The following is a 12,118-nucleotide window of genomic DNA, read 5'->3' as shown; positions in this document are numbered from 1 at the left end:
GCTGCGCCATCCGATCGTTTGCGATCGAACGCATTGACCATCCGCGATGATCGCCAGCGCTCGTCTCTCTGCGATTCCCGAAGAGTGCTTGGCAAGGCGCATGCCAACCAATGACGGAATGCCGAAAAGGCCGCGCTAACGCTCTGAAAAGAATATCAAAAATATGTTTCTGCCGTAGGTATCAAGCTAAAAAACAAAACTGTTTTTATATTTGAAACCAATTTTGGTTGCACAAAATTCGACACGCTGCGCATTAAACGGGCTGTATCGTGATGCCTTGGGACGCTATCTGTGATCGGCATGATGACGGCAGCCGGGGAAGCAAAATGAACGAGCGCGGCAGCGATGTGTCCGGCGACGACATCGTCGTGCGCATCTGCGACACGCTGTCGGAGGCGATCGCCGAAGGAGCGCTCCGGCCGGGCATGAAGCTTCCCGAGGACGTGATCGGCGCGCATTTCGGCGTGAGCCGGACGGTCGTTCGCGGTGCGATCGCAGTGCTGCAGCGCGATCACATCGTCGAACGCAAGCGCTACCGCGGCGCCTTCGTCGCGGAACCCGGCATCGAGGAGGCGCGTACCCTTCTGGAGGCCCGACGTAGCCTCGAATTGCTGATGCTGGAGCGTGCCTGCGAACGCGCTGACCCAAAACAGATTGCAGCATTGGAGGAGCTCACGATCGAGGAGGAGCGCATTCACGCTGCTCCCGATGCCGCTGCGAAGTCCCGGCTCGCCGGCCGCTTTCACGTCGAGCTGGCCAGACTCAGCGGCAACGCGGTGCTGCTCGAACTGCTGGAGAAGGTTCTCGCAAGGATTTCGCTGGTCGATGCCCTATACCGGCGCAAGAATGGCGATCAGTGCGGCGCCGATCATCATCGTCAGATCATCGAAGCGGTGGCTCGCGGGGACAAGGCAGGTGCGGTCGCTCAGATGAGCGAGCACCTCGACGACCTCGAGAACCGGCTTGTGCTCGACGAGGCTCAGGGCGAAAGCCATAATCTGACTGCGGTGCTGGAGCGTTTTTCGGCGCGCTCTTAGAGTCACCTGGAGCGAGGAGCTGGCGTCCACGACCAGCTGGGAAGCGGCACTCATCCCGATCGATCACGAATGTCCGGTCCAGGGCAAGCTTCGACGTCGGCTATCGGCGCATACCGCCAAACTCAGGATGAACCGAACCGGCTGAGTGCTGCCTTCGCGGGCAACGCTCAATCGTGTCGCTGGATCGTCGGACGATCACTTCCGCAGAAAACGAATGAATCCAAGGCGAAGTGTGCGCCAATTGGCGTCACTTAGTTGGTGGCAAAGCGAGCTCCACTGCTTACGGACGCCTCGCCTCGCGCAAACGCAGCTCGCCCAATGGTCAACTAATCCGTTGAAATACAAAAAAATGGCGCGCCCGAAAGGATTCGAACCTCTGACCCTCAGATTCGTAGTTCTGTGATCAGGATTTATGCATTAAATTCAATGTGTTACGCTATCTGACGCATTGCGAGTTGGCGAGGTCGGTGACCAGACGTCTGGAGTTCTCAATCGCCATTGCTTCTATCCGCCGCACGATCAGCTCTCGAAATAGCTCGTGTTGCGCCCACCGATCACGATGTCCCATCGATACAGGGTTTCGCCATTGACGCCCTGCCCGGCGGGCTGTCCGAAATGCCGCGGCTGCGCGTCACCCAACAGGATGAACATCGGGTCGCGGGCGAGATTGGGGTCGCCCTCGAAATACATCTGCGCAATCAGCCGCGCCGAGCCGCCGCGGATCGAGACATGCACATGGGACGGCCGCCAGCGGCCGATGTCAGGGCGCGCCAGATAGGAGCCGGGCCGGATCGTGCGGAAGCGGTAGGCGCCCTGATCGTCTGTCATCGTGCGGCCGAAGCCGAGGAAGTTTGGATCGAGGCGCTCCCGAAGGGGGTCTTTCACATGAGTGTAGCGGCCCCATTTGTTCGCGTTCCAGATCTCGACCAGCGTGTTGCGAACGGGGCGGCCGAATTCGTCGAAGACGTGGCCCGAGATCTCGATGACCTCGCCTTCCGCCTGCGGACGACCGGGCGCGATCCGGGTCAGGTCGTTCTCGCCGATTTTGAGGCCGGGCAGATCAGAGACCCACGGGACGAAGCTCAGGCGCGCCGCCTCTGGGATGAGATGCAGGCGTTCGGTCGGCACGCGCCGTTCCGCCGACCCGTCGGTCGGTCCAGGCAGCATCAGGCGTCCGCGGTTCATCAACATGGGCTTGCTCCGCTCGTCAGCTCGAAAGGTCGTCGAAGAAGGGTGTCTCGCCGGCGCCGCGCATCACGATCGCGATCTCGTAGATCGCAGGACCGTCGCTCGGGGCGGACGTTAGCCTGGCGACAAGCCGGTCGCGCAGCTCCGCGGGCAGGCTCTCGAGCAGCGGGTCGCGCGCGTTGGCCTCGGCCTCGTCGCCGAAGAAGATCTGCGTCACCAGACGGGTGATGCCGTCGGAGAAGATCGTCACCGTGATGTGCGGCGCGCGCGCGGCAATGCCCTTGCCGGCCGCGATCGCGCCTGGCTTGACGGTCTTGAACGTGAACGGTTCCAAGGTCGTAATAAGCCGGCCGAACCCGTCGAAATAGGGGTCAAGCAGTGTGTCATCCTGGATGTCCGGCGTGCGCAAGACACCAGCGGCGTTCGCCTGCCAGAACTCCAGCAGCGCGTCGTCGACAGGCTGTCCCTCGCAATCGATAAGGCGTCCGCGCAGGATGATCGGCTTGCCCTGCGGGCTGACGCTGAGCCCGTGATGGAGCCGCGTGAGGTCGCTACGGTCGCCGTCGAGGAAGGAATATGGGTAATAAGGACCGACCGTGTCCTCCGCCAGTGGTGTCAGACGGTTGCTGGAATGAGACCGGCTGCTCATGTCGTTGCTCCGTTGTCAGGGCGTCTTCAGCCGGCGCTCGACGAGGCCCGTCAGCCAGGACAGGGCGAAGACGATGGCGATGTATATGCCCGCCACGGCCGTCAGGAACTCGAACTGCCGATAGGACACGCTCGCGGCGCGCTGAGCCTCGTACATGATGTCGGCGACCCCGATGACGCCGACGATCGAGGAATCCTTGACGACGATGATCAGCTGGTTGGCGAGCGCGGGGAGCGCCGTCCGCATCGCCTGTGGCAGCACGACGTCGAGGAAGGCATGCCGCCGCGACAGGCCGAGCGCCGTCGAGGCTTCGACCTGCCCTGGGTCGACACTGTCCAGCGCCGATCGATAGATTTCGGCGACATATGCGCTGTTCAGCAGGGTCACGGAAATAATCGCTGCCGTGAGCGGGGTGATCGCGAGCCCCAGGAAGGCGGCTAGTCCGAAATAGATGAACAGGATGTAGACATAGAGCGATAGCGAGCGGAAGAGCTGGATGTAGAGGAAGGCGATGGCCTGCAGCCAGCCCGCCGACGAACGCCGCAGCACGGCCACGACGAGACCCAGCAGCAGCGACGCGACGAACGACGTAACGGCGACGATCGCCGTATAACGCAAGCCGATCAGCAGCGCGGGAAGCTTGACCCAAACGGGCAGCCACTGTGCCTGGAGCTCTGCGAGGAACGCGGTCATGGCAACCTCAGGGCGCGTTCGGCGGCGAGGAATACGAGCGAGAACCCTAAGACGACCGTGATCAAGATGATGGCGACCGCGGCGAACGCCTCGAAAGGCCGGTAGAAGGCGACGCTCATCTCCTGCGCCTGGAAGACCATCTCGGGCACCGCAATCGCTGCGGCGAAGGTCGCGCCCTTGATCTGGCCGACGAAGACGTTGCCGAGCGGAGGAATGACGACCCGGATCACCTGAGGTAGCAGGACGTCGAAATAGCGATGGCGATGGCTGAGCCCGATCGCGTCCGAGGCTTCGAGCTGGCCTGCGTCGATACTCAGGAAGCCGCCGCGGAAGATTTCGGCTGTCTTGCCGGAATCGGTGATCGCGAGCGCGATGATGGTGCAGGTCACTGCGCTCAGCGCCAGATCAAAATAGCTCGCGACGCCGAAATAGAGCCAGAGCAGCAGAACGTAGAAGGGGATGCCGCGCGTGATCTGCGTGAAGCCGTAGGCCGTGCGCGACAGGAGTGCCCACGAGCTGCCGCGCGCGCTCTGGATCAGCAGCCCGAGCATGCAGGCGGCGATCGTGCCGACGATGGCCATGTAGAGATCGAGAACGACGCCCTTCGCCAGCAAGGGCCATCGATCAAGGACGAAATTCCAGTCGAGTTGAATGGCTCGGTTCATGCGTGCGCCTTCATGCCGGCTGCGGTAGCGGCGGCCCTGCCGGCGACCACGGCCTCGGTCATGGCCGGCCCCAACGAACCACCCGTTCCGGGGTAGCCCGGTCCCATCGGACCGGCTGCGACGTTGCCGCAGGCGTAGAGCCCGGCGATGACGCTCCCGTCAAACCGAACCACGCGCCCCTGACCATCCGTCGTCAGGCCGCCCTTGGTCCCGTTGTTGCCGTGGAGGATGGGGATGGCAAAGAACGGCGGCTCGGTCAGCGGTGCGAGGCAAGGGTTGGGCCCGTGCTCCGGGTCGCCATAGGCGAGGCCATGCCGGTCGGCGCCGCGCCTGAATTCGGGATCCTGCCCATCGCGTGCGGCCGCGTTGAAGCGCCGAATGGTTGACTCAAGTCCGCCGGGCGCGATGCCCACGTTTGCCGCGAGTTCGGCCAGCGTATCGGCTTGCCTGAACCAGTCAGGCGCAGGCGCTGCCGCGGCGACGTTGACGATCTGGTAGCGGCGCTTGAAGCGCGCGTCGAAGATGAGCCAGGCCGCCTGGTTGGGATGACGATAGCCGCCCGGATCGAAATGCTGAAAGGTCTTGCCGAGGTCATGATAGGAGCTCGCCTCGTTGACGAAGCGCTGACCGGCGTCGTTGACGAGGATCGATCCAGGCAAGGCAAGCTCGCGGACGATGTTGCGGGTCATGGGACGGCCATCCCACTGCTCGCCAGGCACCTGCACGGCGGCCGTCCACCATGCTTCCGTCATATGCGCGACGCCGGCGCCCAGGCGCAGACCCATCAGCAGGCCATCACCTTCGTTCCAGGGGGGCGAGGTCGGCGCGCGGTCGGCCGGCGCCAGAAAGGCATCCTTGAGGGCATCGCTCCATTCGAAGCCGCCGCTTGCGAGCATGACGCCCGAATGGCTGCGGATGGTGTGCCCCTCGCTCGTGCGGCAGCCGCGCACGGCGCCGCCTTCCAGCATGAGATCGGTGATGCGGATGTCACTCTCAAAGGCGACGCCCCGGTCGAGGCAGGCCTGAACCAGGCCCGCGACCAGGCCGGCGCCCTGCGTGCGCACATCCCTGGCTCGACGCTCGGCGAGAAGATCGGGGTTCAATCCAGCACGCAGTTCGCGTGACGTTGCCGGCCCTCGCAGCGGCGAGGTGCGGATCCGGCTGCGCCATTCGCCGAGCCGGGTAGTGTCGTAGGGCAGTGGCTCGAACGCGCGGCCGTCGCGTGCCCCGAGGAAGTCCGGGTGGTAGTCGGGACGCTCGATCTGGAAGAAGCGCAACTCCGTCCAAGCTTCCAGGCATTCAAGCAGGGCGGGCGATGCGTCGAGGTAGTGCGACAGCCGTTCTTCCCCGACAGCGCCGAGTGTCACGCGTGACAGATAGTCCAGCGCCTCGTCGCGATCGTCGGCCGCGCCGGCCCGCTCCATCAGCGCGTTGAGCGGCGACCAGATCTGGCCCCCCGAGATCGCGCTGGTGCCGCCGATGAGGGGCGAGCGCTCGAGAATGAGAACTTTCGCGCCCGCGACAGCCGCCGACAGCGCGGCCATCAGGCCGGCGGCACCGGATCCAACGACGACGAGATCGGGCGTGGCTTCTGGGAGCATCGGGATGGCCGGCTTCCGTGGCAGGTCGGTCAGTTCGAGCGGATCGGCTGGCCAGCGGGGCCGACGGCGACCGTCTGGAGCTTGTACTTCTCGCGGCTGGCAGTCCCGACGAAGCGCTCATAGAGCGTCGCCAGGGTGCCGATCGAGGCGTGGTAGCCGATCCAGTTGCTCATCCAGTTCAGCGTCCGGGGATCGCCCTGGCGCATGAAGAAGCTGACGCTTTCCAGATAGAGCGCGCCGGTCGGCAGCAGCTTGATGCGCGCGCCGGCATCCAGCGCCCGCACGATGCTCGACGAGGATTGCACGGTCGCATCGGCGCGCCCGGACGCAACTTCGTTGATGGCGTCGGTCGCCGAGGGGAAGGAGGCGAACTGCGCCTTCGGGAAGGTGCGCCGCGCAACGGCGAGCTGCGAAGTGCCCTGGAGCGTAGCGAAGCGGATGTTTTCGGCGTTCAGATCTTCGGGCTTCTGCGCGGTCGAATTCGGCTTCAGGCCGACATAGACCGGCGCATAAAACGCCGGGATGGGCGTGAAATCGCCGCGCAACGCGCGTGCCGGCAGGTTCGTCACCGGCTCGATCATGTCGCAGCGCCCCGATTCCAGCAGCGAGAAGAGCTGTCCGAACGGAACCTCGACATAGTCGATCGTGATGCCTTCGCCGAGATCGGCGGCGAGCAGCTTGGTGAGCTCGATCGTATAACCGGCCGGCTCATTGGTGGTCGGATCGCGATACTGCATGGGCGGCGTGCCAAACTCGTAGCCCAAGGTGATCTTCTTAGTCCGGATCCACTTGTCGATCAGCGCTTCGTTCGCCGGCGCTTGCGCCTGCGCGGCGGTTGGCCGCGCGAGGTTTGCGGCCAGGGCGGCGCCGGCGCCGACAAGGCCTCCGGCGAGCAGGAGCGAGCGGCGGCTGGCGGCGGCAGTGGCGTTGAGGTCGGTCATCAGTATCCCCTTTCGTTTTTGCGTTGTTGGGTTGCTTGGCTGTATTCGGCTGCCGTCAGACGATCGTGTAGCCGCCGTCGACCACGAGCGCGGCACCGGTGACGTAACTGGCGTCGCGCTCGCTCGCGAGGAACAGGATCGAACGGGCGACTTCGTCGTAGCGGCCCTCGCGGCCCATCGGGATCACGCCGCCGGCCTTCTTGGAACGCTGCTCCAGCATCTCGCCGGTCATATCCTGGCGGCGGTCGGTCATGACGGCTTCAAGGATGCCCGGGCAGATGCAGTTCGAGCGGATGCCCGACGTCGCATAGTCCCGCGCGATCGACTTGGTCAGGTGGATGAGCGCCGCCTTCGAGATGCCGTAGATCGCTTCCTGCGAGGAGGCGGTGATGCCGGCGATCGAGGCGGTGTTGACGATCGCACCGCCGCCCTGCTTCAGCATGATCGGCACGACCGCGCGGCAAAATAGATAGGCCGATTTCAGATTGACCGCGATGACCTGGTCGAAGACCTCCTCGCTCGTGTCGGGCAGGGCCTTGGCGTTCCAGGGATCGATGGCGGCGTTGTTGACGAGAATATCGATGCGCCCGAATCGCGAAAGCGCCTGCTCGACGGCGGCCTTCGCGACCGCGCTATCGGAGACATCGCCGGCCACGGTCTCGACGGCGGCTCCCTCCTCGCGGAGGCTTGCCGCAACGCGCTCCAGGGACGCCGCGTTCAGGTCGACCAGGACGAGGCTGGCGCCTTCCTGGGCGAATTGCCTGGCAGCTTCGGCCCCGAGCCCGGACGCCGTGCCCGTGGCGATGACGACCTTGCCGGTGAAACGATCAGTCATTGGAGCACTCATGCGGCGAGGACGGATTTGAGGAAGGATTGCGTGCGCTCGTGCTTGGGATCGCCGATGACCTCGCGCGCGGGGCCTTCCTCGACGATGACACCGTCCGCCATGAAGACGACGCGGTTGCCGACCTCGCGCGCGAAGGCCATCTCATGCGTGACGACGACCATGGTCATGCCCTCGCCGGCCAGTCGCTTCATCTGGTCGAGGACGCCGCCGCGCAGCTCGGGATCGAGCGCCGAGGTCGGCTCGTCGAAGAGCATCACCTCCGGCTTCATTGCCAGTGCTCGGGCGATCGCGACGCGCTGCTTCTGGCCGCCCGAGAGCTGGCTCGGATAGGCGTCTGCCTTCTCTTTGAGTCCGACGCGGTCGAGTTCGGCGACCGCGACGGCACGCGCTTCGGAGGACGACATCTTTCGTATCCGCTTGAGCGCCAGCATGACGTTCTCGGCCGCTGTCTTGTGCGGGAACAGGTTGAACTGCTGGAACACCATGCCGATGCGCCAGCGCAGCTTCTGCAGCCGTGCGCGGGCATCGCTACCGTCGGGCCATTCCCCTTTCCCATCCGGGCGCCAGCTTTCGCCCTCGAAGACCATCTCGCCGCCGTCGAAGGGCGAGAGCAGGTTCATGCAGCGCAGAAGTGTGCTCTTGCCCGAGCCGCTCGGCCCGATGAGGACGAGAACCTCGCCTTGATAGAGCGACAGATCGATGCCCTTCAGCACCTGAATGGGTTTCGCCGAGGTCCGCGCATAGGACTTCTCGATGCCCTTGAGCTCGAGAAGCGACCTCCGCGGGACGTCGGAAACGGTCTCGGCGAATGTCGTGTGCTGCATAATAGCTCCCTGTTTTGTTTATACACAAAACTTTGTTTTATGCAAATGCAGCATCGGAGCGGTCTTGTCCGCTGCCTTCAGAAACGGCCGGCATCCGTCTTGATGCGCTCGCCGGTCAGCGAGGACGAGGCATCGGAAGCCAGGAAAAGAGCCGCTGCGGCGACCTCATCCGGGGTCACCCAACGGCGAAGCGCCGCCACATCCGTATAGTTCTCCTTGATGATGTCGGCAGGCTCCCGACCTTCGGCGGCCGCGCGGCGCGCCACGACGCGGTCCATCAGCTCGCCCGAAATCGCACCCGGGCAAAGCGCGTTGACGCGGACGCCCGACGGACCGACCTCGCGCGCGACCGTCTCGGTCAGGCCGATGACCGCGAACTTGGTGGCGCAGTAGGCGCTGCGCATCGGGTAGCCCTTCAGCCCCATCAACGACGACATGTTGACGATCGAGCCGGAGCCCTGGGCACTCATGATACGGGCGCCGACTCGCAGGCAGTTGACGGTGCCGAACAGGTTGATTTCGACGCAGGCCCGCCAAGCGTCGAGATCGACGTCGGCGATGTTGCCGATCGGCCCGCTCTGCCCGGCATTGTTGACGAGCACGTCGATCTTGCCACTAATCGCCAAGGCCTGCGCGAACATCGCCTCGACGTCGTCGAGCCTGGTGACGTCACAGATGACGGCAGTGCCGCCGATCGCTCGGGCGACCGGCTCGATCGTCTCAAGTGTGCGGCCCGACACGACGACATGCGCGCCGGCCCGCGCGAAGGCCTCGGCGATGGCCTTGCCGATGCCGGTGCCGCCGCCGGTGACGATCGCGGTGCGTGCGTCGAGACGATTCAAATCCGTAGACATAAGGTCTCTCGCTGTTGATCAGGCTGCCGGCGCAGTTGGGTTGGAAAAGCGGCCGGGATCGAAGAGCGGCAGCTCCGGCTCGCGCCCGAGGATGAGCTCGCCCATCAGCGCGCCGATATAGGGGCCGATGGTGTAGCCGCCGCGGACGCAGCCGAGCAGGAAGGCGTTGTCGACGCCGGGCGCCGCCCCGGCGAGCGGGTAGAAGTCCGGCACATTGGCTTCGAAGCCGGTCCAGGAGCGCACCACGCGGAAGCGATCGAGGCCAGGCACGGCGAACATGGCGAGCCGCAGGTTCGGCAGCAGCGTCTTAGGATCGACCCAGCCGCGCCCCTCATCCGGCGAGCCGCTGCCCTGCCAGCCGCCGCCGATCAGGACGCTGCCGTTCGGCTTTTGCTTCAGCGTGAGCAGGCCGGTGGCATGGCCGATCACCGTGCCGACCAGCACCGGGCCGCGCTCGGTGACCGAGACGGTGTTGACGCGGGCCCGGACAGGCAGGTCGAGGCCGATCATCGTGCCGGCGCGCCGGAGCCAGGCACCGCAGGCGAGCAGCAGCCGCGTCGCGCGGATTTCACCCGCCGGCGTCGCCAGCTGGAAGGCGCCGCCGCCGCGCTCGATCGCCGTGACCGGCGTGCGCTCGCGAATTTCGACGCCGGCCGCTTCGAGCAGGGCGCGGTAATAGGCGCCCGACAGGCTGGCATTGGCGTAGCCATCCTCGGCGCACCAGCTCGCCGCGACGACCTTGCGCGACAGATTGGGCTCGAGCTCGGCGACCCGCGCCGGCGAGATCAATTCGATCGGCGCGCCGGCCTCGCGCTTCAGCGCCATGCGCTCATTCAGGAGATCGGCCTCGCGCTGGTTGAATGCGAGCGTGATGCCGCCGGTCTTGTGGAAGCCGACGCGCTCGCCGGCCCGCTCCCAGAGCTCATGGCCCTTGATCGCATAGGGCATCAGCTTGACGCGCTTGATCTGCAGCGAGAGCGTGCCGGCATTGACGCCGGAGGCGCCGCTGCCGAGCGTCTGCTGCTCGATGACGATCGTGCGCATCCCGCCTTCCGCGGCGCGGCAAGCGGCGGCGCTGCCCAGAATGCCGCCGCCGATGATGGCCAAATCGTAGAGCGCGCTCATAGCGGGGCCGGGGCGGGGATGGGCAATTCGTCATAGTCGAACGCGCCGGTGATCGCGGCGAGCGGGACTGGTCGCAGCGGCGGGCGGGCGCTCGGCTGGCCGATCGCCACGCGATCCGAGCCGGTCGCAGCGGCGATCAGCATCGCCGCCGCTTCGCCGCAGACGCGCCCACCGCAAAGACCCATGCCGCAGCGCGTGGTCGCCTTGAGGTCGGCGAGTGTCCTGGCGCCGGCCGCGATCGCAGCGTCGAGGGTTGCGCGCGTCAGCCCCTCGCAACGGCAGACGGTCGCTCCAGCCTCGATCATCGCGGCAGCGCCGGGCGGCGGCATGGCGAGCGCCGACATCGCCGCGCCGAAGCGTGCCGATTTGCGCCAAGCGCTATCGATCCTCGCGACCTGGCTTGCGAGATCGCCGCCGCGCCCGAGCCGGCTGGCGACGCCGAGCGCCGCAAGCTCGCCGGAGAGCGGGGCGGCATCGGCGCCGCGGACGCCGGCGCCGTCACCGGCGACGAACAGGCCGGGCACGGAGGTCTGGAGCGAGGCATCCACGGCGGGGACCCAGCCGCCCAGCTCCGGTTCATGGCGATGCTCGGCACCGAGGAGGCGCGTAACCTCGGTCGACGGCAACAGGCCGAAGCCGAGGCAGACGGCATCGGCCGTGATCGTCCGCTCGGCATCGCCAACCGGCCGCCAGTCGCCATCTACGGGGCCGATCGTGACGGATTCGACGCCATCCGCGCCATGGATCGCGCGGATGGCGGCGCCAGAATGGATCGGAACCCGCGCCTTCAGCAGCGCGAGCAGCCAGCCCGCTCCCCTGGCCATCAGGTCGGGCCGCGCCAGCATGCTGCCGAGCCGCGCCAGCCAGGCTGACCGCGGCGCGGCATCGACCAAGGCGGCGACCTCGCCGCCCGCGGCGACGATCTTGCTGGCGACGAGCAGCAGGAGGGGGCCGGAGCCGGCGACGACGACCCGGCGCCCCGGCAGCACGTCATGGGCCTTGAGCAGGATGGTCGCGCCGGCCAGCCCGATCACGCCCGGCAAGGTCCAGCCGCTAATGGGGATATGCCGCTCGACCGCGCCGGCGGCGACGATGAGATTGGGCCCTTTGAGCGTCATCGGACCGTCGGGGCCGATCGCGATGACGGAGAAGCCCGGTGTCAGGGACCAGACCCGGTGGTTCGCGTGCAGGACGGCGCCGCTGGCGGCGAGCTTCGCCCGCAACTCCTCGCCCTTGCGCCGGTCAGAATCGGGCTGCGTCGCCATCAGCGCCGGGGAGGGAGCGCGATAGACCTGGCCGCCGGCTGACGGTGCCTCGTCGATCACGGCGACGGAGAGGCCGAGGCTGCGGGCCTTGATCGCCGCCGCCGCACCGGCGGGGCCGGCGCCAAGCACGATGAGGTCATAGGCGCCGCTCACCGCACCGACTCCACGACGAGCCCATCATGCACCGGCGTGCGGCAGGCTTCCGTCAGCCTGCCGTCGATCGAGACGACGCATTCCTGGCAGACGCCCATGAAGCAGAACGCTCCGCGCGGGCCGCCATCGTCGCGGCTTGTGCGCAATGTGCGTCGCCCCTGCGCATACAATGCGGAGGCGAGCATCTCGCCCTCGCAAGCCGTCAATGTCTCGCCGTCGAAGCGGAAGCTGACCATCCGCTTACAGGCAAAACCGATACGCAGGTCGCCAGCCATC

At 66.2% G+C, this 12,118-nt stretch carries 13 protein-coding genes; 1 reads left to right on the top strand and 12 read right to left on the bottom strand.

What is annotated here, in order from left to right:
• The first annotated feature begins 326 nt into the window (after nucleotides 1-326).
• Entirely contained in the window at nucleotides 327-1,037 is a 711-nt protein-coding gene (locus ACSQ24_RS27730; RefSeq protein WP_436098011.1) for a GntR family transcriptional regulator, read from the top strand.
• A gap of 519 nt (nucleotides 1,038-1,556) precedes the next feature.
• On the opposite strand, the gene ACSQ24_RS27725 is transcribed toward ACSQ24_RS27730, so the two are convergent.
• The 12 genes from ACSQ24_RS27725 to ACSQ24_RS27670 all read right to left on the bottom strand — a co-directional run bounded on the left by ACSQ24_RS27725 (nucleotide 1,557) and on the right by ACSQ24_RS27670 (nucleotide 12,117).
• Nucleotides 1,557-2,228, bottom strand: coding sequence for a protocatechuate 3,4-dioxygenase subunit beta (locus tag ACSQ24_RS27725; RefSeq protein ID WP_436098010.1), 672 nt, complete (start codon nucleotides 2,226-2,228; stop codon nucleotides 1,557-1,559).
• 16 nt (nucleotides 2,229-2,244) lie between these two features.
• Entirely contained in the window at nucleotides 2,245-2,874 is a 630-nt protein-coding gene (gene pcaG / locus ACSQ24_RS27720; protein WP_436098009.1) for a protocatechuate 3,4-dioxygenase subunit alpha, read from the bottom strand.
• 15 nt (nucleotides 2,875-2,889) lie between these two features.
• A complete protein-coding gene (locus tag ACSQ24_RS27715; RefSeq protein WP_436098008.1) occupies nucleotides 2,890-3,567 on the bottom strand; it encodes an amino acid ABC transporter permease in 678 nt (225 codons plus the stop codon).
• Entirely contained in the window at nucleotides 3,564-4,232 is a 669-nt protein-coding gene (locus tag ACSQ24_RS27710; protein ID WP_436098007.1) for an amino acid ABC transporter permease, read from the bottom strand. Before ACSQ24_RS27710 ends, ACSQ24_RS27715 begins: the two co-directional genes overlap by 4 nt.
• Nucleotides 4,229-5,833 carry an FAD-dependent oxidoreductase gene (locus ACSQ24_RS27705; protein WP_436098006.1) on the bottom strand — a complete coding sequence of 535 codons (1,605 nt, stop codon included), beginning with the start codon at nucleotides 5,831-5,833 and terminating at the stop codon, nucleotides 4,229-4,231. The genes ACSQ24_RS27710 and ACSQ24_RS27705 overlap by 4 nt, the downstream gene beginning before the upstream one ends.
• Nucleotides 5,834-5,862: 29 nt before the next feature.
• The gene (locus ACSQ24_RS27700) at nucleotides 5,863-6,774 is read right to left on the bottom strand and encodes a substrate-binding periplasmic protein (RefSeq protein ID WP_436098005.1); all 912 of its coding nucleotides are present in this window, start codon (nucleotides 6,772-6,774) and stop codon (nucleotides 5,863-5,865) included.
• Between the two features lie 55 nt (nucleotides 6,775-6,829).
• Nucleotides 6,830-7,609, bottom strand: coding sequence for an SDR family NAD(P)-dependent oxidoreductase (locus ACSQ24_RS27695; protein WP_436098004.1), 780 nt, complete (start codon nucleotides 7,607-7,609; stop codon nucleotides 6,830-6,832).
• Between the two features lie 8 nt (nucleotides 7,610-7,617).
• Nucleotides 7,618-8,445, bottom strand: coding sequence for an amino acid ABC transporter ATP-binding protein (locus ACSQ24_RS27690; RefSeq protein ID WP_436098003.1), 828 nt, complete (start codon nucleotides 8,443-8,445; stop codon nucleotides 7,618-7,620).
• A 77-nt stretch (nucleotides 8,446-8,522) separates the two neighbouring features.
• Nucleotides 8,523-9,299, bottom strand: coding sequence for an SDR family NAD(P)-dependent oxidoreductase (locus ACSQ24_RS27685; protein ID WP_436098002.1), 777 nt, complete (start codon nucleotides 9,297-9,299; stop codon nucleotides 8,523-8,525).
• An 18-nt stretch (nucleotides 9,300-9,317) separates the two neighbouring features.
• The gene (locus ACSQ24_RS27680; RefSeq protein WP_436098001.1) at nucleotides 9,318-10,424 is read right to left on the bottom strand and encodes an NAD(P)/FAD-dependent oxidoreductase; all 1,107 of its coding nucleotides are present in this window, start codon (nucleotides 10,422-10,424) and stop codon (nucleotides 9,318-9,320) included.
• Nucleotides 10,421-11,842, bottom strand: a complete 1,422-nt coding sequence (locus tag ACSQ24_RS27675; protein WP_436098000.1) for an NAD(P)/FAD-dependent oxidoreductase — start codon at nucleotides 11,840-11,842, stop codon at nucleotides 10,421-10,423. The genes ACSQ24_RS27680 and ACSQ24_RS27675 overlap by 4 nt, the downstream gene beginning before the upstream one ends.
• Nucleotides 11,839-12,117 (bottom strand): (2Fe-2S)-binding protein, encoded by a 279-nt coding sequence (locus ACSQ24_RS27670; RefSeq protein ID WP_436097999.1) that lies wholly within the window; start codon nucleotides 12,115-12,117, stop codon nucleotides 11,839-11,841. The genes ACSQ24_RS27675 and ACSQ24_RS27670 overlap by 4 nt, the downstream gene beginning before the upstream one ends.
• Between the last annotated feature and the right edge of the window lies 1 nt (nucleotide 12,118).

Origin of the sequence: Allobosea sp. LjRoot237, assembly GCF_964253285.1 — a bacterium.
GTDB lineage: Bacteria > Pseudomonadota > Alphaproteobacteria > Rhizobiales > Beijerinckiaceae > Allobosea.
Note: the sequence above shows the minus strand (reverse complement) of the source record. Positions and strands in the feature narration are given on the sequence as shown.

Excerpts from the sequence above, each read along its gene's own strand:
- ACSQ24_RS27730 (WP_436098011.1), top strand. The coding sequence starts at position 327 with ATGAACGAGCGCGGCAGCGATGTGTCCGGCGACGACATCGTCGTGCGC.
- ACSQ24_RS27725 (WP_436098010.1), bottom strand. The coding sequence starts at position 2,228 with ATGTTGATGAACCGCGGACGCCTGATGCTGCCTGGACCGACCGACGGG.
- pcaG (WP_436098009.1), bottom strand. The coding sequence starts at position 2,874 with ATGAGCAGCCGGTCTCATTCCAGCAACCGTCTGACACCACTGGCGGAG.
- ACSQ24_RS27715 (WP_436098008.1), bottom strand. The coding sequence starts at position 3,567 with ATGACCGCGTTCCTCGCAGAGCTCCAGGCACAGTGGCTGCCCGTTTGG.
- ACSQ24_RS27710 (WP_436098007.1), bottom strand. The coding sequence starts at position 4,232 with ATGAACCGAGCCATTCAACTCGACTGGAATTTCGTCCTTGATCGATGG.
- ACSQ24_RS27705 (WP_436098006.1), bottom strand. The coding sequence starts at position 5,833 with ATGCTCCCAGAAGCCACGCCCGATCTCGTCGTCGTTGGATCCGGTGCC.
- ACSQ24_RS27700 (WP_436098005.1), bottom strand. The coding sequence starts at position 6,774 with ATGACCGACCTCAACGCCACTGCCGCCGCCAGCCGCCGCTCGCTCCTG.
- ACSQ24_RS27695 (WP_436098004.1), bottom strand. The coding sequence starts at position 7,609 with ATGACTGATCGTTTCACCGGCAAGGTCGTCATCGCCACGGGCACGGCG.
- ACSQ24_RS27690 (WP_436098003.1), bottom strand. The coding sequence starts at position 8,445 with ATGCAGCACACGACATTCGCCGAGACCGTTTCCGACGTCCCGCGGAGG.
- ACSQ24_RS27685 (WP_436098002.1), bottom strand. The coding sequence starts at position 9,299 with ATGTCTACGGATTTGAATCGTCTCGACGCACGCACCGCGATCGTCACC.
- ACSQ24_RS27680 (WP_436098001.1), bottom strand. The coding sequence starts at position 10,424 with ATGAGCGCGCTCTACGATTTGGCCATCATCGGCGGCGGCATTCTGGGC.
- ACSQ24_RS27670 (WP_436097999.1), bottom strand. The coding sequence starts at position 12,117 with ATGGCTGGCGACCTGCGTATCGGTTTTGCCTGTAAGCGGATGGTCAGC.